The 17,606-nt window shown below is 44.7% G+C and carries 20 protein-coding genes, 1 pseudogene and 1 riboswitch; of the genes and pseudogenes, 16 read left to right on the forward strand and 5 right to left on the reverse strand.

The genetic code is table 11. The features are described 5' to 3' along the window. Positions 1-25 precede the first annotated feature (25 nt). Genes NSQ39_RS07360 through NSQ39_RS07390 form a run of 7 tightly spaced genes read left to right on the forward strand, consistent with a single transcriptional unit; the run spans position 26 to position 4,944 of the window. Positions 26-646, forward strand: coding sequence for a stage V sporulation protein AA (locus NSQ39_RS07360; RefSeq protein ID WP_046129805.1), 621 nt, complete (start codon positions 26-28; stop codon positions 644-646). Then, the gene (locus NSQ39_RS07365) at positions 636-1,061 is read left to right on the forward strand and encodes a stage V sporulation protein AB (RefSeq protein WP_175077062.1); all 426 of its coding nucleotides are present in this window, start codon (positions 636-638) and stop codon (positions 1,059-1,061) included. The genes NSQ39_RS07360 and NSQ39_RS07365 overlap by 11 nt, the downstream gene beginning before the upstream one ends. A 13-nt stretch (positions 1,062-1,074) precedes the next feature. Beyond that, on the forward strand, positions 1,075-1,524 hold the full coding sequence (spoVAC, locus tag NSQ39_RS07370) for a stage V sporulation protein AC (RefSeq protein ID WP_046129807.1): 450 nt from the start codon (positions 1,075-1,077) through the stop codon (positions 1,522-1,524). 12 nt (positions 1,525-1,536) lie between these two features. Next, entirely contained in the window at positions 1,537-2,556 is a 1,020-nt protein-coding gene (gene spoVAD / locus NSQ39_RS07375; protein WP_046129808.1) for a stage V sporulation protein AD, read from the forward strand. After that, positions 2,556-2,906: a stage V sporulation protein AE gene (gene spoVAE / locus NSQ39_RS07380; RefSeq protein WP_175077063.1), complete on the forward strand. Its 351-nt coding sequence runs from the start codon at positions 2,556-2,558 to the stop codon at positions 2,904-2,906. Before spoVAD ends, spoVAE begins: the two co-directional genes overlap by 1 nt. A 6-nt stretch (positions 2,907-2,912) precedes the next feature. Continuing rightward, positions 2,913-3,515, forward strand: a complete 603-nt coding sequence (locus NSQ39_RS07385; protein WP_216899498.1) for a stage V sporulation protein AE — start codon at positions 2,913-2,915, stop codon at positions 3,513-3,515. Beyond that, the gene (locus NSQ39_RS07390; protein ID WP_046129811.1) at positions 3,475-4,944 is read left to right on the forward strand and encodes a spore germination protein; all 1,470 of its coding nucleotides are present in this window, start codon (positions 3,475-3,477) and stop codon (positions 4,942-4,944) included. Before NSQ39_RS07385 ends, NSQ39_RS07390 begins: the two co-directional genes overlap by 41 nt. Positions 4,945-4,983: 39 nt before the next feature. Here the strand turns inward: NSQ39_RS07390 and NSQ39_RS07395 are convergent, their stop codons facing one another. Continuing rightward, the gene (locus NSQ39_RS07395; RefSeq protein ID WP_175077065.1) at positions 4,984-5,301 is read right to left on the reverse strand and encodes a hypothetical protein; all 318 of its coding nucleotides are present in this window, start codon (positions 5,299-5,301) and stop codon (positions 4,984-4,986) included. A gap of 362 nt (positions 5,302-5,663) precedes the next feature. Between NSQ39_RS07395 and lysA the strand changes: the two genes are divergently transcribed. Beyond that, positions 5,664-6,986, forward strand: coding sequence for a diaminopimelate decarboxylase (gene lysA / locus NSQ39_RS07400; RefSeq protein ID WP_175077066.1), 1,323 nt, complete (start codon positions 5,664-5,666; stop codon positions 6,984-6,986). Positions 6,987-7,120: 134 nt separating this feature from the next. On the opposite strand, the gene NSQ39_RS07405 is transcribed toward lysA, so the two are convergent. Then, positions 7,121-8,029, reverse strand: coding sequence for a PepSY domain-containing protein (locus NSQ39_RS07405; RefSeq protein ID WP_175077067.1), 909 nt, complete (start codon positions 8,027-8,029; stop codon positions 7,121-7,123). 211 nt (positions 8,030-8,240) lie between these two features. Here NSQ39_RS07405 and NSQ39_RS07410 point away from each other — a divergent pair, with 211 nt between their 5' ends. From NSQ39_RS07410 to NSQ39_RS07420, 3 genes are all read left to right on the forward strand, one after another. Continuing rightward, positions 8,241-8,921, forward strand: coding sequence for a response regulator transcription factor (locus tag NSQ39_RS07410; protein ID WP_175077068.1), 681 nt, complete (start codon positions 8,241-8,243; stop codon positions 8,919-8,921). Next, on the forward strand, positions 8,921-10,351 hold the full coding sequence (locus NSQ39_RS07415) for a sensor histidine kinase (protein WP_175077069.1): 1,431 nt from the start codon (positions 8,921-8,923) through the stop codon (positions 10,349-10,351). The genes NSQ39_RS07410 and NSQ39_RS07415 overlap by 1 nt, the downstream gene beginning before the upstream one ends. A 167-nt stretch (positions 10,352-10,518) precedes the next feature. Next, positions 10,519-11,322, forward strand: a complete 804-nt coding sequence (locus tag NSQ39_RS07420; RefSeq protein ID WP_175077070.1) for a poly-gamma-glutamate hydrolase family protein — start codon at positions 10,519-10,521, stop codon at positions 11,320-11,322. A 54-nt stretch (positions 11,323-11,376) separates the two neighbouring features. Here the strand turns inward: NSQ39_RS07420 and NSQ39_RS07425 are convergent, their stop codons facing one another. Further along, entirely contained in the window at positions 11,377-12,225 is an 849-nt protein-coding gene (locus tag NSQ39_RS07425) for a DUF1002 domain-containing protein (RefSeq protein ID WP_373688040.1), read from the reverse strand. 328 nt (positions 12,226-12,553) lie between these two features. Between NSQ39_RS07425 and NSQ39_RS07430 the strand changes: the two genes are divergently transcribed. The 4 genes and pseudogenes from NSQ39_RS07430 (at position 12,554) to NSQ39_RS07445 (ending at position 15,164) form a co-directional block, all read left to right on the forward strand. After that, positions 12,554-12,991 carry a peptidylprolyl isomerase gene (locus NSQ39_RS07430; RefSeq protein WP_046129819.1) on the forward strand — a complete coding sequence of 146 codons (438 nt, stop codon included), beginning with the start codon at positions 12,554-12,556 and terminating at the stop codon, positions 12,989-12,991. 236 nt (positions 12,992-13,227) lie between these two features. After that, positions 13,228-14,357, forward strand: a pseudogene (locus NSQ39_RS07435) (response regulator aspartate phosphatase). After that, positions 14,347-14,595, forward strand: a complete 249-nt coding sequence (locus tag NSQ39_RS07440; protein ID WP_175077071.1) for a hypothetical protein — start codon at positions 14,347-14,349, stop codon at positions 14,593-14,595. The pseudogene NSQ39_RS07435 and the gene NSQ39_RS07440 overlap by 11 nt, the downstream one beginning before the upstream one ends. Positions 14,596-14,726: 131 nt before the next feature. Next, positions 14,727-15,164 (forward strand): Hsp20/alpha crystallin family protein, encoded by a 438-nt coding sequence (locus NSQ39_RS07445; protein ID WP_128748174.1) that lies wholly within the window; start codon positions 14,727-14,729, stop codon positions 15,162-15,164. A 56-nt stretch (positions 15,165-15,220) separates the two neighbouring features. Here NSQ39_RS07445 and NSQ39_RS07450 read toward each other — a convergent pair whose 3' ends face one another. Both NSQ39_RS07450 and NSQ39_RS07455 read right to left on the reverse strand, forming a co-directional pair. Further along, on the reverse strand, positions 15,221-16,102 hold the full coding sequence (locus NSQ39_RS07450) for an IS3 family transposase (RefSeq protein WP_341014431.1): 882 nt from the start codon (positions 16,100-16,102) through the stop codon (positions 15,221-15,223). A gap of 8 nt (positions 16,103-16,110) precedes the next feature. Next, positions 16,111-16,407 (reverse strand): transposase, encoded by a 297-nt coding sequence (locus tag NSQ39_RS07455; RefSeq protein ID WP_046129823.1) that lies wholly within the window; start codon positions 16,405-16,407, stop codon positions 16,111-16,113. A 596-nt stretch (positions 16,408-17,003) separates the two neighbouring features. Between NSQ39_RS07455 and NSQ39_RS07460 the strand changes: the two genes are divergently transcribed. Continuing rightward, the gene (locus tag NSQ39_RS07460; RefSeq protein ID WP_046129824.1) at positions 17,004-17,348 is read left to right on the forward strand and encodes a hypothetical protein; all 345 of its coding nucleotides are present in this window, start codon (positions 17,004-17,006) and stop codon (positions 17,346-17,348) included. A 101-nt stretch (positions 17,349-17,449) separates the two neighbouring features. Beyond that, a riboswitch (FMN riboswitch) is annotated at positions 17,450-17,599 on the forward strand. The last annotated feature ends 7 nt before the right edge of the window (positions 17,600-17,606 follow it).

Genomic DNA, 17,606 nt, shown 5'->3' on the forward strand with positions numbered 1-17,606 from the left:
AACCATCATATAGGAAGTGACCCAGATGGAACGTCAAGTTTTTATCAGGCTCCGCCACCGTCTAGTGGCCGATCCGGATGAATTGATCAGGCTCGGAGATATCGCACAGGTGGCGGGCGACCGGCGCTGCAAAAAAAAGCTTGAACAGCTGCCTATATACAAGGTGAGCAAATCGGATCAAAACTTGGTGGTATTGGACATGATGAAGGTGATTGAAGCCATACATAAATCGTTTCCAGACCTTGATGTCCAAACCGTCGGCGGTGCCGAAACCATCGTGGAGGTTCAATATCCAAAACGGGGCCTGTCTCCCGTGCTTTTCATCGCTGTCTGGCTGCTTTTGTTCGTCGGTGCGGGTCTTACCGTGATGAATTTTCATGAAGATGTCAGCATGAGGGAAGTGCACATCCGGCTTTATGAAATGATAACGGGAAAAGAAAACCGCTACCCCTACCTTTTGCAGGTTCCGTACAGCATTGGCCTGGGCCTCGGGATGATTTTGTTTTTTAACCACTTATTTAAAAAACGATTCAACGAAGAGCCCAGCCCCCTTGAAGTGGAGATGTTCAAATATCAGCTCGATTTGGACCAATATGTGGCCATGCATGAAAATAAAGAAACGACAAAGGATATCCATGATCATTAGCGCCATAATGATCATCTTTCTCGGTCTTGCGGGAGGTGTAGCAGTAGGTTCCGGTTTTGTCGCTTTTCTCACGGTGCTGGGCATCATTCCGAGGCTGATGCAGCTGACAAAAACGAGAGCGTATATCCAGGCATACGAATGGGCCGTCATTGTCGGCGCCGTTTTTGGAGGATGGGAGTCGCTTAATATGAACCGATTTTTTTTATCGAAATGGTTCATGATTCCGATCGGCCTCTTCGCGGGCTTGTTTATCGGAATGCTTGCGGCCGCTCTTACGGAAGTGCTGAACGTGCTGCCGATTTTGGTCAAACGGATCGGCATGGGGGACAGGATTTTAATTTTATTGATGGCCATTGTCTTCGGAAAGATTATCGGATCTTTATTTCAATGGCTGATCTTTGTTCATTTGTCATAAAAGGAGGATGTTCATGTCAAGCTTAAAAGATAATTATCAGTCTAAAGTGAAAACGTATCAGCCCACTCCGCCTTATGTGCTGAACTGTTTAAAAGCGTTTCTCGTCGGCGGGCTGATCTGCATGATCGGCCAGGCGTTCCAAAACTTTTACATGGCCGTTTTTCATTTTGATGAAAAAACAGCGGGAAATCCGACGGTCGCCACGCTTATTTTAATATCTGCCCTGTTAACAGGGCTCGGGGTTTACGACAGAATCGGGCAGTTCGCCGGCGCCGGTTCGGCCGTTCCGGTGACGGGATTTGCCAACAGCATGGCGAGCGCGGCGCTTGAGCATAAAAGCGAAGGATATGTCCTCGGCGTCGGCACAAACATGTTTAAACTCGCCGGAAACGTGATCGTCTTCGGCGTTGTCGCAGCGTATATTGTCGGAATTATCCGCTACGCTTTTGACAAGCTGTTTTAGGAGGAAGATGTCATGAAAACAACGGGAAAACAAACATGGGTGTTCCAAAACCCGCTGTTTGTCAATTCAAGCGGCACAGCGGTCGGTCCAAAGGAAAAGCAGGGACCTTTAGGACATTTATTTGATCAGACATACGATGACATGCACTGCAATCAAAAAAATTGGGAAATGGCCGAGCGCAAGCTGATGGAGGATGCAATCGAATCAGCATTGACTAAACAAAACCTGAAAAAAGATGACATCGACATCTTTTTGGCAGGGGACCTGCTCAACCAAAATGTGACCGCCAACTTTGTGGCAAGGCATTTGAAGCTTCCGTTTCTTTGTTTATTTGGGGCTTGCTCCACTTCAATGGAAGCGATTGCGCTCGGTTCGGCGCTGATTGACGGCGGCTTTGCAAAACGGGCCCTTGCCGCGACGAGCAGCCACAATGCAACGGCTGAACGGCAATTTCGCTACCCGACGGAATACGGCGGGCAAAAGCCCGGCACTTCAACCTCTACCGTAACAGGAAGCGGAGCGGTGGTGCTCAGCCAAAATCCGGGCGGGATCAAAATCACGAGCGCGACCATCGGAAAGGTCATCGATTTTGGTATCACAGATTCACAGGACATGGGATCAGCGATGGCACCCGCTGCCGCCGATACGATCAAACAGCATCTCGAAGATCTCGGGCGTACGCCGGATGACTATGATTTGATCCTTACCGGCGATCTTTCCGGTGTCGGAAGCCCGATTGTAAGGGATCTGTTAAAAGAAGAAGGGATTCGTGTCGGCACTAAGCACAATGACTGCGGGCTGATGATCTATACGCCCGATCAGCAGGTGTTTGCAGGAGGAAGCGGATGCGCCTGCTCGGCTGTCGTCACCTTCGCCCATATTTTTAAAGAAATTGAAGCGGGAAGATTAAACAGGGTGCTTGTCGTGGCCACGGGTGCACTCCTGAGCCCGACCGTTGTTCAGCAGAAGGAATCGATTCCGTGCATCGCGCACGGCGTCGTATTCGAACGGGCCGAAGGGGGGAACGCGTAATGGAATACATCATCGCGTTTATCGTCGGCGGCTTGATTTGCGTAGTCGGACAGCTTCTGCTCGATGTATGCAAAATGACACCGGCGCATGTTATGTCAACCTTTGTCGTAGCAGGAGCGATCCTGGACGGATTCGGCATTTATGACCGGCTCATCGAGTTTGCCGGGGCGGGGGCGACCGTGCCGATCGTCAGCTTCGGGCATTCCCTGTTGCACGGCGCGATGCACCAGGCTAAAGAGCACGGTTTTATCGGAATCGGAATGGGGATATTTGAGCTGACGTCCGCCGGTATATCTGCCGCCATTTTATTCGCTTTTCTCGTGGCTGTGATTTTTAAACCGAAAGGATAAGGAACAATGACAGCAAAACGCAAAGTCATTTTGGTAACAGACGGCGATATCTATGCTGCAAAATCGATTGAATATGCGGCAAGGCAGATCGGCGGCCGCTCGATTTCCCAGTCGATGGGAAACCCGAGCGTGAAAACGGGTCCCGAGCTCGTATCGATGATTCTTGAAACACCGCATGATCCCGTGTTCGTAATGTTTGACGATTCCGGCCTCCAAGGGGAGGGGCCTGGAGAGACGGCGATGAAGTATGTGGCTGCACATCCTGATATTGAGGTGCTCGGCGTCATCGCTGTCGCTTCGAAAACCCACTACGCGGAGTGGACAAAAGTAGATGTGTCGATTGATGCTGAAGGGGAGCTGACAGAGTTTGGAGTTGACAAGTACGGAGTCAGAGAATTTGACGTCAAACGGATGAGCGGAGATACGGTCTACTGCCTTGACCAGCTTGATGTTCCTATCGTCGTCGGAATCGGCGATATCGGAAAAATGGGCAGGAAAGACGATGTAAAAAAAGGGTCGCCGATCACAATGAAGGCGGTCGAGCTCATTTTAGAAAGGAGCGGGTATGATGAGTGCACAAGAAAAAGAGAAGACAAGAGTATTCCATGATCCTTCTAAGAATGAGTCATTTTTCAAACAGCGGGTCGGGATGGGGGAAAGCTTTGACCTCGGAGTCAGGAAGGTGTTTGTCCTCGACCGGGAAATCCAGATTTACTATGTAAACGGATTGTGTGATACGCAGTACATCATTCACCTGCTGAGGGAACTGGTTCATTTGAACGATTCGGAAAAAGAATCAGGCGAAGCAGAAGAAATCGTTGAAAACAGGCTGCTGAACCAACAGGTATCAAAAGCGAAAACGCTTGATGAAGCAGTCGATCAAGTACTGTCAGGATTGGTCGCCATCATCGTCGAGGATGCGGGCTTTGCTTTTATCGTCGATGTCAGAAGCTATCCCGGAAGGACGCCGGAAGAGCCTGACACAGAAAGAGTCGTACGCGGAGCAAGAGACGGACTCGTCGAAAGCATTATCGTCAACACAGCCTTGATCAGAAGGAGAATCAGGGACGAACGGCTCAGGTATAAAATGCTCCATATCGGGGAACGCTCAAAAACCGATATTTGCCTTTGCTATCTGGAAGATGTGGCAGACCCGGACCTTGTCAACGTATTAAAAAAAGAAATCGAAAATGTGCAAGTCGACGGTTTGCCGATGTCTGACAAATCGGTTGAAGAATTCATCGTCGGGCAGGGCTTCAACCCTTTTCCTCTCGTCAGGTATACGGAAAGAGCCGATGTCGCTGCAAGCCACATTTTAGAAGGGCATATCATTATTATTGTTGACACGTCACCGAGCGTCATCATTACGCCGACCACGCTGTTTCACCATGTCCAGCATGCTGAGGAATACAGGCAAACGCCGGCGGTTGGAACGTTTTTAAGATGGGTGCGCTTCTTCGGCATATTTGTATCGACTTTTTTGCTGCCGCTGTGGCTGCTGTTTGTCATCGATCAATCGCTTTTGCCCGATAATTTAAAATATATCGGCTTAAATAAGGATTCCCACATCCCGATTATTATGCAGATTTTTTTAGCTGATCTCGGGGTCGAATTTTTAAGAATGGCAGCCATCCATACGCCGACGCCGCTTTCGACAGCCATGGGTTTGATCGCCGCCGTCTTAATCGGGGATATCGCGATCAATGTCGGCCTGTTTTCTCCTGAAGTCATTTTATACGTCTCGCTGTCTGCCATCGGGACATATACGACACCAAGCTATGAGCTAAGCTTGGCGAACAAAATGGTGAAGCTTTTTATGCTCATATTGGTGGCGCTGTTTAAAGTGGAAGGGTTTGTCATAGGCTTTACGATCTTAACGATTATCATGGTCTCGATCCGTTCTTTGGAGACGCCGTATCTTTGGCCGTTTCTCCCGTTTAACGGCAAAGCGTTTTGGAACGTTCTCGTGCGTACTTCTGTTCCGGGAGCCAAAATCAGACCGAGCATCGTTCATCCGAAAAACAGGGTCAGACAGTGAGTCGGCTCTTTCGAGGCTTATCAAGCCTCTTTTTCTTGTTTACGGGTGATAACCGTATCTCTGCGTGTAAGGCTGCATTCCTCTGTATTCATTAGCCGATATGGCAACGGCGCGCAAGCTGCATACATTGTTCGGCCTTCTGACGGGATAGGCGATATACAGCATTTCCCGGCCGTACGGGTCAATGGCTGATGAATGCAGGAAAACTTCAGTTCCTCTGCGCCAGTATCTTGTATCCGCCGGAGCCGTAATGATTTGCCCTTCGAACGGCTCATAAATTCTATAGTCATACGCGCCGGCATCATAAGAATGGTCCGTAACATCAGAAGGTGTATAAGGATAAAAATCTTGATACATGCGAAAACCCTCTTTTCATCGTTTTTCTTGGCTTTATTATTATGTATATATGCAGGTTAATGCCCAGCCGTATAGGCAAAGCCCCAGGTAAGCCGCTTTTATTTTTTCATGTGCAGGAATGTTGCTGATGCCTATTTCTATCAATTGCGGTTTTCTGTTATGCTATAAAAAATAGAGGTTGACTGCAGATTCACTGACAAATGTAAATTAAGAAAATTTGAACAAAATGATGGTTTAGATTTTTGGACGAAATGTTATAATACACAATAAGAAATTGCAATACATTAAGCGAAAAAGATGTATCGGGCAGTGATCCGGACTGTCCCTTCCACTTTTGTAGATAGAGAAAGAGGGAATGACAATTGTTTTTACACGGTACAAGCAGACAAAATGAAAACGGACATCTCGAAATCGGAGGTGTCGATGTTCTATCATTGGCAGAAAGATATGGAACTCCCCTTTACGTATATGACGTCGCTTTAATACGGGAACGCGCCAGAAAGTTCCAGGAAGCCTTCAGGGATGCCGATTTGAAGGCGCAAGTCGCATATGCAAGCAAAGCGTTCTCTTCGGTTGCGATGATTCAGCTGGCCGAAGAAGAGGGGCTGTCATTGGACGTTGTATCAGGGGGGGAGCTTTTTACAGCGATCAAAGCGGGGTTCCCTCCAGAACGGATTCATTTTCATGGAAACAACAAAAGTCCGGAAGAACTGCAGATGGCGCTTGACCATAAAATCGGCTGCATTGTGCTGGATAATTTCCATGAGATTTCGATCACGGAGGAGCTCTGTAAGCATGCGGGACAAACTGTGGACGTTTTGCTCAGAATCACCCCCGGTGTCGAGGCGCATACGCACGATTATATTACGACGGGGCAGGAAGATTCGAAATTCGGCTTTGACCTGCATAACGGACAGGTGGAACAAGCGATTGAGCGGGTTCTTCAGTCACCTGCTTTCCATTTGCTCGGCGTGCACTGCCACATCGGTTCGCAAATTTTTGATACCGCGGGATTTGTTCTTGCGGCCGACAAAATTTTTGAAAAGCTTGCGGAGTGGAGAGACGACTATTCTTATACTCCGAAGGTGCTGAACCTCGGGGGCGGCTTCGGCATCCGCTATACAAAAGAGGACGAACCGCTCGCAGCAGATCATTATGTCAAAAAAATCATTGAAGCGGTCAAAGCAAACGCCGAGCATTTCGGCTTTGACATGCCGGAAATCTGGATTGAACCCGGCAGATCGCTTGTCGGGGATGCCGGAACGACGCTTTATACGATCGGTTCGCAAAAACAAGTGCCCGGCATTCGCAAATATGTGGCGGTCGACGGGGGCATGAGCGACAATATCAGACCGGCGCTTTACGAAGCCAAGTACGAAGCAGCGCTGGCGAACAGAATGGATGCTGCCTGCGATGATACGGTATCTATAGCGGGGAAATGCTGTGAAAGCGGCGATATGCTCATATGGGATTTGCAAATTCCAAGAGCAAAAGACGGCGACGTTCTGGCCGTATTCTGTACAGGCGCTTACGGCTACAGCATGGCCAACAACTACAACCGCATCCCGCGCCCGGCCGTCGTGTTTGTCGAAGACGGCGAAGCGCAGCTTGTCATTCAGCGGGAGTCATATGAGGATTTGGTCAAACTTGATTTGCCGCTGAAATCCAAAGTGAAACAATCGTAGTAAGATCACAAAAGCTTGCAGGGGACTGTTCCCTGCAAGCTTTTTTATGATGGCCGTTTTTTGCGGTGCTGGAACTCTTTTTTTCATATAAAAAAGCTGCCGAGATCAGTAGTCTCGGGCAGCAAGGATTTTATTTATGAACAAACTGTTCCGCTTGTTGCATTCACTTTTACTGTATGTTCTTTTTGCTTATGATCTTCAATCTTAATGATATAAATATACCGGCCGCTTTCTTTTTTCAGCTCGGATGATGTAACTGTGCCTTTACACGTTTTTAACGCGACAGATTGAGCCTTCTCTTTTGTAATAGCAGCTTGCTTTTTCTGTATGACATGATTCACCGCTTTGCCGCTCTTACAGTTTACTTTTACAGTATGCGCATTGCCGTCTTGTCCGAGGATGTTGACGATATAAACATAAACTCCGTTTTCTTTTTTCAGCTTAGAAGATGTTACGATTCCTTTGCATTTCTTTAATGCGACAGAATGAGCTTTCTCTTTCGTAATGGAGACTTGTTTTTTCTGTGTTTCTTGTTTGACGACTTTGCCGCTCTCACTGTTTATTTTTACAGTATGCACATTGCCGTCTTGTCCGTGGATGCTGACGATGTAAACATAAACCCCGTTTTCTTTTTTCAGCTTAGAAGATGTAACAGTCCCTTTATATTTCTTTAAAGCGATAGAATGAGCTTTCGTTTTCGTAATGGCGACCTGCTTCTTTTGGATTTGCTGTTTGACGACTTTGCCGCTTTCGCCGCTTACTTTGACAGTATGCGCATTGCCGTCTTCCCCGAGAATGGTGATCGTGTAGACGTACACTGTTCCTTCTTTCTGCAGTTTAGTGGAAGTGACCGTTCCTTTGCACTTTTTCAAAGCCGTTTTTTGCGCCGTTGCTTTTGAGACGGACACCTGCTCCGCTTTCACTTCGATTTTTGAATGTGTATCGCTTTGCTGAACAACGGCGGCATGAGCTGACGTTAATGAACTGAGTGAAATGATTGTCCCTAAAGCAGCTCCTGATAAAACTTTTGTTACATGATTCATGGTGATTCCTCCTTTAGATGTACTGTTGGCCTGCCAACAAAACCGATTGTACAGGCTCAAGCTGAAAGCCGCATGAGGATTAGCTGAAAAATTGCTGAATTCAGTTATTTTTCAGGAGATATTCAGCTCATTTCAAGATAGGAGCGAATAATAGGAAGTAGATAGACAAAAAATGAAGCATAGATTTATGCCCATGAAGGAGAGAAAACGAATGAATAAACTTGAAGGCATCAAGATTTTGCTTGTCGATGATGAACAGGCGATCATTGAATTTTTGACATTGGGGCTTGAAAACGAAGGATTCGAAGTGATGTCGGCAAAAGACGGCATGAAAGGGATCAACTTGGCGAAATCGTTTCAGCCTCATGTGGCAGTACTTGATGTCATGATGCCGGGAATGGATGGATTTGAAGTATCCAGAATGTTAAAAAAAATGGGGAATACCGCCGTTATTATGTTGACGGCAAAAGAGGAGGTTGACAACCGGGTAAAAGCGCTGACCGAAGGGGCGGATGATTATATGGTGAAGCCATTCAGCTTTGAGGAGCTGCTTGCCCGGATCCGTGCAAGAATCCGCAATCATTTTCCTCATTTATTGGAAGAGGTGGCGATCGGCCCCTTTCGAATTGACGACAGCCGCAAGGAAATCCGCTTCCACGAGGAAGTGCTGAAGCTTTCTGCAACCGAATACGAACTGCTGAAATTTCTCATTTTTAACCATGGGATTGTCTTGAGCAAGGCGAGAATATTGGACAAAGTATGGGGCTACGATTTTTACGGCGAGGAAAACATTGTTGAAGTCTATGTCCGTTCATTAAGAGAAAAGCTGAAAGATAAAGAACACGCTTTAATTCGCACGATTCGCGGAGCGGGCTACAGGTTGGACATCTGATGAAAAAGCGGAAGATTTTTCGGTTTCAGACGCTGCGTTTTCAGCTGCTGTTCCGTTCCTTATGCATGCTCAGCCTGCTGCTCATTTTAATCGGGACGATTCAATACGTTTTTGTGAAAAAGTCAGCGTATGATAACAAATCGATGAGCATTCAGGGGCTCATCAGCTCTGTCAGCGCTGATTTCTGGGTTAAGAGCGCCCAAAGTCCAAAGGATTTCAGCATGTTTTATCCCGGTGTAACCATCGCTTTTATCAAACAGGACGGAGAACTGACCGTTCTATCGGAAGACATGCACTCAGGCTCGCCCCCTGTCTTAACACGGGAGTATCAAGAGGTTATCAATAGAAACTATAATCCGCATTTTACAATCGCAGAAAATCGTAACGGAAATGAAGAGCTTGTCGTGCTTCAGCCGATCATATTAAAAGGAAAGCTCGAAGGCATCGTGCAAATGAGCACAGAAACGGATCCGATGAAAGAGGGGATTTTTCAGCAAATGGTGTTTTTTACGATTATTTCAATTTCCGCTCTTCTATTGGGAGTGTTCACTTTTTATCCGATCATTAAGCATACGCTTAAGCCTTTATCAACCATTGTCGACCTGATGGGAGAAATCAATGCCGGCAATTTAAACAGACGATTGCCACTTTACAAAAACCAGCACGAAATTCATGACCTGGCCAATTCTTTCAATGGCATGCTGGAAAGAATCGAAACGTCGTTCAGAGTCGAAAAAGAGGCGAAAGAACAGATGCGCCGCTTTGTTTCAGATGCTTCACACGAACTGCGTACGCCCCTTACGTCGATACATGGATTCCTGGAAATTATGCTTCGCGGTGCGGTGACAAAGCCTGAGCAAGTTGAACGCGCGTTAAAAAGCATGTTTGAAGAATCCAAACGGGCCAATCATCTCGTTCAGGATTTGCTCTTCCTCGCCAAACTCGACCGGCTTCCGGGTTTCCATATGGAGAAAGGATCCCTTGCCTCGGTCATTTCCAGCATGGAATCCCAGCTCAGGCTGCTTGTAAAAGACAGAAAACTGGAATTTTCCATAGAAACCGAAGGTGAAGCTGTATTTGACAAAGATAAAATGAAACAGGTCATCCTTAATCTTTGCCAAAACGCCGTCCAGCATACGGATCCGGAGAAGGGCTTCATCAAACTGACGCTAAAGAGCGAAGATCAAAACCTGGTGCTTGCGGTTGAGGATAACGGAACGGGAATTGAGGAAAAACATCTCCCGCACTTGTTTGAAAGGTTCTACAGAGCTGAAGCATCGCGTTCGCGAAAATACGGAGGAGCAGGCCTCGGGCTTGCAATCACAAAATCGATCGTTGACGCTCATCAAGGATCGATAGAAGTGAAGAGCAAACCGGGAAAGAGAACGGTTTTTCAAATCCGTATGCCGAAAGAAAACAGCACTTCCTGACTTAGGAAGTGTTTTTTTATGAAAAAAGAACAGGTTCTGTATAGAACAGCATACAGGATAATTGTATATAATATTGGGAATTTAACAAAAATTTAACAAAGGAGATGGTTCAGCTTATGATTCAAAAGAAGCAAAATGCTGTGCATTCCGAAGGAGAGGCGGGGTAGATGGAACCGACCAAAGTATCCCTATCCCGCCGCATGCTCCAATGCCTGAAGCAATGTGTTGATTGTAACACAGCAAACCTATTTACAGCAATAAACAGTTTTGTGAATATTTTCTTAATTTCTTCTGTGATTTTGATCCCGTCTTTTGCACTGGCTCATGAGGGAGGGCCGACTGTGCTCTCCGACGATAAATATGCAAATTTCGAGGAATTAAAACAAAATGAAGATCCTTCAGTATACCGAATCGCGACAAAGCAAGCAGGCAGCACAATGCTGATCATGGCCATTCACGGCGGCGGAATCGAGCCTGGAACAAGCGAAATTGCAAATGAACTCTCGCGCAAGTATTCCATGTATTTGTTTGAAGGATTGAAATTATCGGGGAATTCAAGCCTGCATATTACGAGTACCCATTTTGATGAACCGGCGGCGCTTGAGATGGCCGCCGGGCATCAGTATATTTTGTCGCTTCACGGATACTATGCTGAAGACCGCAATATCAAAGTGGGCGGCACAGACCGCAATAAAATGAGCAAATTGGTTGATGAATTGCATCAAGCAGGCTTTGCCGCCGAAATGCTTGAGCCAGGCGACAAATATGCGGGAACGAGCCCAGATAATATTGCCAACAAATCGATAACAGGTTTAAGCATTCAGCTCGAAATGAGCACAGGTTTTCGAAAGTCTCTGTTTGATACGTTTACGTTAAAGGACAGAGCCTTGACGCAAAATGAGGACTTTTACCGGTTTACAGAGGTTCTGTCGCGTTTTATCGAGGACAATTACGAACCCCTTCATGCCTGACGCCCGCCAATGAAGAAAACACCCCCTTATGAAAGGAGGTGTTTTCCGTGTTCATTACCCGTTTGATTCTGTTGTTCCGCCTCCGGTAAATATGGAAACGATCGCGTTCCAGAGGGAGACAAAGAAATCGATCACTTTTTGAATGAAGTTTTTGCCTTCATCAGAGTTGATGAAGTTTGCAATTTTGTCTTTCGCTTTGTCGAGCTGGTCTCCAACCTGATTCCAGTCAATTTTGATGTTTTTCATATTGTCGAATAAAGAGATAAGCGACTGCTTTTGGTCGTTCGTCAGTGTTACGTTTAATTCGGAAGCGGCCTGATCAATCTTTTTCTCCAATTCGTCCTGGGATTGCGGGACGCCGTTTTTCGCGATATCTTCTTTGACTTTAGCCATTAACGCTGATGCGTTTTCATCGCCGATTTTTTGGCCGAGCTTGGACGTGGTGACAAGCTCTTCATTGGCGACCTTTTTGACGTCGTCCGGAATTTTTTGATCAGATGATGTCTCATAAGCTTTCATTAACCCGGTCAGCGCAGCCGTTCCGGATACTTTAAACGGAGCGGTCACGTAGACTTTTGCATCCTTGACTCCGGCCGTCATCAGCGCGTTTAAATACATTTCATCCGTAATCTTGCTGATATTGTTTGTTTTGACTTCCAAACCGCTGCCTTCTTTTGCGACTGTAATCGATGAAGAAGAAATCGCTCTCGTTCCGATATCTGCTTTTGGTATATAATCTCCTAAATATTTATGCTCCTCAGCATTCGTCACCTCAATAATTGTCGCATTTTCAGGCGCATTCATTTCGTTCAGCACTTTTTGTCTGTCTTGAGCTGACAAGTCTTTACCGAGTGTAATGATCACGTCTCCAACTGCGGAGTCAGCATAACTGATCTGCGGCATAATAAGCAGAAACAATGCTGTGCAAATTCCAAGTATTGATTTTTTCAAGCTGTATGCCCTCCTTAAAAATGCAGGCTTCAGGCAGAAGATTGCTGTTCGTTTTGGGGAGAAGCCTGCCGGAACGATACCTATATTCGCGATTCGTTCCGTCAATATAGACGGATGAAAAGAGCGGGAGGTTTCAATTAAAATTTGCCTTTTTAATAGATTGAGAGTCCTGGTTTTGCTCGCAAAATCATATAAGCACTTTATGTTCCTTTTGAAGTTGGCTCAGTGATTCCCTTCTATGCTATAATGAGCCTTGTGAAAACGAAAGGAGAGAATCATGATGGCTAAAAAAGGATACATACAATTAACAAACGGCAAAAAAATCGAGTTTGAATTATATCCGGAGGCAGCGCCAGGCACTGTCGCCAACTTTGAAAAACTTGCGAACGAGGGCTTCTATGACGGCCTGAAATTCCACCGGGTCATCCCGGGCTTCGTCAGCCAAGGCGGCTGCCCGTACGGTAACGGAACAGGCGGACCGGGCTATACGATCAAATGCGAAACAGAAGGGAATCCCCATAAACACGAAGCCGGTTCTCTCTCTATGGCACATGCCGGAAAAGATACGGGCGGCAGCCAATTCTTTATCGTGCACGAACCGCAGCCTCACTTAAACGGCGTTCACACCGTTTTCGGAAAAGTCACCTCCGGCTTTGAAGCGGTCACTTCAATGGAGCAGGGGCAAGGAATGGAAAAAGTCGAAGTATTTGATGCATAAGGTAAGAAACAGTCCGCAGGTTGCGGGCTGTTTTTTTTTTGCTGATGAACGGCGGATTCTCAAGTTGCTTTGACAAATTAGGCTGCCACCCTCTCCGAATCGATTTTGATCAGCCACGCAAATAAAAACAATTCTTATCAAAAAACAATTGTAAAAAAATGTCCCTTTATGTAAAATATATTCATCGATGCGCTGCATAAAGAACGTCAACTTGCTAAAGGAAAGGGGCGGAAGGATTGGCTGTAAAAATTCCATCGGCGTCAGTAGGGGTTAAAATCAATGATTGGTATAATGCGATACGCAAATTCAATGTAACGGACGCGGAAATGCTCAAGGCAGAAATTGAGCGCGACATATTCCGTATGGAAGAAGATCAGGATTTATTATTGTATTACGCCTTAATGGAATTCAGACATAGAATCATGCTTGACTATATTAGACCTCTGGAAGAAGAAAAAGTTCCGCCTGATTTTTCTGAAATATTAAAAGATATCGAAGATAAACAAGGCAAGCTGAATGGCTTGCTTGAATATTATTTTAACTTTTTCAGAGGGATGTACGAATATAATAATCATGACTATATTAAAGCGAGCTCTTTTTACAGGCGTGCAGAAAAGAAGCTCCGTCATGTGGAAGACGAAATCGAGAGAGCGGAATTTCATTTTAAAATGGCTGAAATCTTTTATCATATGAAGCAAAGCCATGTGTCAATGAACTATGCGCTCCAGGCCATTGAAACGTATCGGCGCATGAGACTTACAAGGTGCGGAGAATTCAGTGTGAATTTGTGATTGCCGGGAACTACGACGATTTGGAGTCGAGCGAAAAAGCATTGCCGCATCTTGAAAATGCCCTGAAGCTTGCCCGGGAAGAAAGCCAGCGGATTTTAGAAGGACATACCTTTTACAATTTGGGGAATTGCTATTACAAGATGGGGAAAGCAGATCAAGCAGCTGAATACTTTCACAAGGCTGTTGTGATTTATAAGGAAGAGACTTCTGATACTCTCACAAAAGCATGTTTCAGTCTTGCCCTTGCGTATTTTAAGCTAAAGCAAAACGAACAGGCTCATGATATTTTTAAAGAAGGCTTTAAAATCGCTCAACAATCAAATGATGCGATATATATATCAAAATATCATTTCTTACAAGCTTTATATATAAATGAAGACGGCATGGATTCACTATCGGAGACTTTTCAGCTGCTAGAGTCAAGAAAAATGTATCCAGACATAGAAGACCTGGCTTTAGAAGCGGCTGAATACTATAATGAAATTGGGCTCTTGAGCGATTCGGTTTATTTCTATCAAATCGTATTCAACGCCCGCAAACAAATCAAAAAAGGGGACTGGTCGTATGAAGTCTAAGCTGTTGTTAACCGCCGCTGCTTCAGTCATTGGATTGTCTTTAACAAGTCTTGCGCTACCGGCAAAGACAGAAGATGTGAGCACGGCAGAAAGAAATGTGACATCTAATACATCCCCGGTTCAAATCGCAGAAAGAAACGTAACATCGAAACCATCCGCCCCGGTTCAAACAGCGGAAAGAAACGTAACATCAAAACCATCTGCACCGATTCATACCGCAGAAAGAAATATGACATAAAGGCATTTGAGAGGAAAAAACGGCAGTGCTTCGCAGGCGGAGCACTGCTTTTTTGCTTTCAGTTATGACATGAATAATTCATGAAGAATGAGAACATCATAAAGTTACTATAAGATCAAGGAGGAAAGAAAATGCCATTAGTACCTTATGATCCATTTAAACATTTGAATAGCGTCAGAAGGGAATTTGATCGGGTTTTTGCGGATTTTCCGGCGACTTTCGGAGGGGAACACGGCTTTGGAGAAATTCGGGTAGACGTGCACGAAACCGAAAGTGAAATCGTAGCTTCCTGCGACATTCCCGGACTCGAAAGCAAGGAAGATGTTCATATTGATGTCGAAAACAATATGCTGCATATCAGCGGCTCAGTAAACAGATCAAACGAAGTAAAAGAGGAAAACATCCACAGGAAAGAACGGTTTGTCGGACGTTTTCACAGGTCGGTCACACTTCCGGGGCCGGTTTCGACTGAAGGAATCAAAGCGTCCTATAAAAACGGGGTGCTGGAAGTACGAATGCCGAAAGACATGAAGGAGCAGAAAAAAAGAATAGATGTCGAATTTCATTAAGATGAGGTCCCTCAAGTGGAGTGACCCCTGTCAAGTAGACAGCTTTTAAAAAGGTACTAGGCAGCCTGAGTCCTGTATTGACAGGGGCTCAGGTTGTTTAATTTCTTTTGGAACCGTTGATGGTTGTAGAAACGAATGTATTTACATACAGCGTCCTTAACTGCTTCAGCTGTTTTGAACGAATATAAGTAAATGCATTCCGTTTTAAAGTGGCTAAAGAAATTTTCCATACATGCATTGTCCCAGCAGTTACCTTTTCTGGACATACTGGCTTTCATCTGATATTTTTTAATTAGGTTGTTATATAAGCGGGATGTATATTGGAACCCCTGATCGCTATGCAGGAGAACTCCCTTTACATTCCGTTTTTTCTTTGCCTTCTTAAGGGTGTCTACCACAAGCTTCAAATCATTCCTTCGACTGACTTGGTAAGCAACAATTTCATTATTGTACAAGTCTTTAATGGCGGACAAATACAGTTTTTGACCGTTAAACATTAAATAGGTAATATCCGTTACCCATTTTTGATTAGGCGCGGAAGCCGTAAAATCTCTGTTCAGATGGTTGTCTGACATGACATATGCTTCCTTCTTTCCGTAATATGGTTTCTTCTTTCGGATGACTGCCCGGATCCCCAATTTATTCATAAGGCGTTGAATACGTTTGTGGTTAATATGTAATCCATATGTTTTTTTCAACCATATCTGTACTCTCCGGTATCCGTAAATCCCCCTATGTTTTTTATGACACTCCATGATTCTTTTTTTCATACTCTCGTCCTTTAACTGCTTTTCAGAAGGCGTTTTTTGTCTTTTTAGCCACTTGTAATAACCACTTTTAGATACTCTAGCTATCTGACATAATAATTGAATAGAACTATTCCCCGCAGACATTTCTTTGATAACTTCAAACTTCTTGCGTGTTGGTACCCCATCCATTCCCCCTTTTACATCTTTAAGAGCTTTTTTAGCATTTCCACCTCTGCTTCAAGGCGTTTGATTTTAGATTCAGGATCTTCAAGTCGTTTTTTTGGTCTGCCCTTGCCAGATCCTGTTGCTTTTCCTCGTTTTTCTTCCAATCCCTTCATTCCCTCGGCCTCATAATACTTCACCCAACGAGCTACCATTGATTTAGATATTCCTAATTCTTTAGCAACCGTCTTGAAACCCATCCCATCTTTCATGTGTAAATCGACTGCTTTTTTCTTGAAAGTCACATCGTATGTTTTCATGATTTCTCCCATAAAAAATCCCCTCCATAGTAGACAGATTAATATCCTTTCTTTTTTCTGTCTACTATGAGGGGATCATATCAAAGTCAGGGATCTTTTTTATTTTTTGAAACAAATAACCGAAACACTCGTATATTGTTAGAAGAAACCGTATGATGTGTATGTATAGATCAAAACGAAAAGTGAGAAACGATACAGGTTTTTGGTTTCGATTAAATCACTAGGTCTTTTGACATATTTAGATGCCGGGAAAAGGAGGCCGTTTCTGATGAATAAGAAAAGATCTTGAAAAGATTGCCGGCAGTCTTCAAAAAAGGAACTGTTCTATACACAGCGGGAATTAAGCCGTTTATTTTCGTTATTTGATTGGAAATTATATCGTCTTTTTGTCGTGATTTTCATCTTGTTTCACCATGCGCCCCTGAAAACAGAATGTATATTCGTAGGTTATTAGGAGTATTTCGAGGGAAAATGAAACGATTCGGCTTCATTTTGCGTTATACTTAAAAACTACGTATTTTTCCGTCTGAAACGAATATGTTTTGATTTCATCAATTGAAGGGGAAAAACATATAGATAGTTCAGAACGTGTTCTGGAGGTTTTGACCATGGGGAAAATAAGAGTCAAGCTTACAATCCTGCTTATTTTGGCGGCTGTCCTGGCAGGAGGCTTTTATTATTTAAAAAACGGAAGCATGAAAGATGTTTCGACGGCGCTCAGCCAAACGGTTTCGTCTGAAGAAAAAAACTATACCGTTTACGAATATAAAATCACTAAGATCGATGGAACGGAGTATCAAGGAATTTCGGATAACGGCACAAAAATTATCTTCAATTCGAAAAATCTTGATCAAAATCTGTCCGACATTAAAGAAGGAGACAAAGTAAAGGCTTACTTCAGCAATGCCAACAGAATCGACGGGTTGATCAGAGTCGTCAAAGTCACAAATTAACTCCCCTTGCCGCAAGGGGAGTTTTTATTTTGCAGAGCTGTTTTCATTGCAATTTGAATTTTCTGTGGCTATAATACGCATAAGGACAAGAAAATATCGATTGTATCCTTCGGGGCTGGGTGGAAATCCCGACCGGCGGTAGTAAAGCGATGACGCTTTAGAGCCCGTGACCCGCTTTTGCTTACATGCAGGCGGTGGATTCAGTGAAAAGCTGAAGCCGACAGTGAAAGTCTGGATGGGAGAAGGATGAAGAAAACT

Source organism: Bacillus sp. FSL W8-0848, from assembly GCF_038007805.1.
In the GTDB taxonomy this organism is placed as follows: domain Bacteria; phylum Bacillota; class Bacilli; order Bacillales; family Bacillaceae; genus Bacillus; species Bacillus glycinifermentans.

What these genes read in the sequence shown, in the direction of transcription:
- NSQ39_RS07440 (WP_175077071.1), top strand. Translation starts at nt 14,347, where the DNA reads ATGAAGTCTAAGCTGTTGTTAACCGCCGCTGCTTCAGTCATTGGATTG.
- NSQ39_RS07410 (WP_175077068.1), top strand. Translation starts at nt 8,241, where the DNA reads ATGAATAAACTTGAAGGCATCAAGATTTTGCTTGTCGATGATGAACAG.
- spoVAD (WP_046129808.1), top strand. Translation starts at nt 1,537, where the DNA reads ATGAAAACAACGGGAAAACAAACATGGGTGTTCCAAAACCCGCTGTTT.
- NSQ39_RS07415 (WP_175077069.1), top strand. Translation starts at nt 8,921, where the DNA reads ATGAAAAAGCGGAAGATTTTTCGGTTTCAGACGCTGCGTTTTCAGCTG.
- spoVAE (WP_175077063.1), top strand. Translation starts at nt 2,556, where the DNA reads ATGGAATACATCATCGCGTTTATCGTCGGCGGCTTGATTTGCGTAGTC.
- NSQ39_RS07450 (WP_341014431.1), bottom strand. Translation starts at nt 16,102, where the DNA reads ATGGATGGGGTACCAACACGCAAGAAGTTTGAAGTTATCAAAGAAATG.
- NSQ39_RS07430 (WP_046129819.1), top strand. Translation starts at nt 12,554, where the DNA reads ATGGCTAAAAAAGGATACATACAATTAACAAACGGCAAAAAAATCGAG.
- NSQ39_RS07365 (WP_175077062.1), top strand. Translation starts at nt 636, where the DNA reads ATGATCATTAGCGCCATAATGATCATCTTTCTCGGTCTTGCGGGAGGT.
- NSQ39_RS07460 (WP_046129824.1), top strand. Translation starts at nt 17,004, where the DNA reads ATGGGGAAAATAAGAGTCAAGCTTACAATCCTGCTTATTTTGGCGGCT.
- NSQ39_RS07420 (WP_175077070.1), top strand. Translation starts at nt 10,519, where the DNA reads ATGGAACCGACCAAAGTATCCCTATCCCGCCGCATGCTCCAATGCCTG.
- NSQ39_RS07405 (WP_175077067.1), bottom strand. Translation starts at nt 8,029, where the DNA reads ATGAATCATGTAACAAAAGTTTTATCAGGAGCTGCTTTAGGGACAATC.
- NSQ39_RS07425 (WP_373688040.1), bottom strand. Translation starts at nt 12,225, where the DNA reads ATGCCGCAGATCAGTTATGCTGACTCCGCAGTTGGAGACGTGATCATT.
- NSQ39_RS07385 (WP_216899498.1), top strand. Translation starts at nt 2,913, where the DNA reads ATGACAGCAAAACGCAAAGTCATTTTGGTAACAGACGGCGATATCTAT.
- NSQ39_RS07390 (WP_046129811.1), top strand. Translation starts at nt 3,475, where the DNA reads ATGAGTGCACAAGAAAAAGAGAAGACAAGAGTATTCCATGATCCTTCT.
- NSQ39_RS07395 (WP_175077065.1), bottom strand. Translation starts at nt 5,301, where the DNA reads ATGTATCAAGATTTTTATCCTTATACACCTTCTGATGTTACGGACCAT.
- NSQ39_RS07445 (WP_128748174.1), top strand. Translation starts at nt 14,727, where the DNA reads ATGCCATTAGTACCTTATGATCCATTTAAACATTTGAATAGCGTCAGA.
- NSQ39_RS07455 (WP_046129823.1), bottom strand. Translation starts at nt 16,407, where the DNA reads ATGGGAGAAATCATGAAAACATACGATGTGACTTTCAAGAAAAAAGCA.
- spoVAC (WP_046129807.1), top strand. Translation starts at nt 1,075, where the DNA reads ATGTCAAGCTTAAAAGATAATTATCAGTCTAAAGTGAAAACGTATCAG.
- NSQ39_RS07360 (WP_046129805.1), top strand. Translation starts at nt 26, where the DNA reads ATGGAACGTCAAGTTTTTATCAGGCTCCGCCACCGTCTAGTGGCCGAT.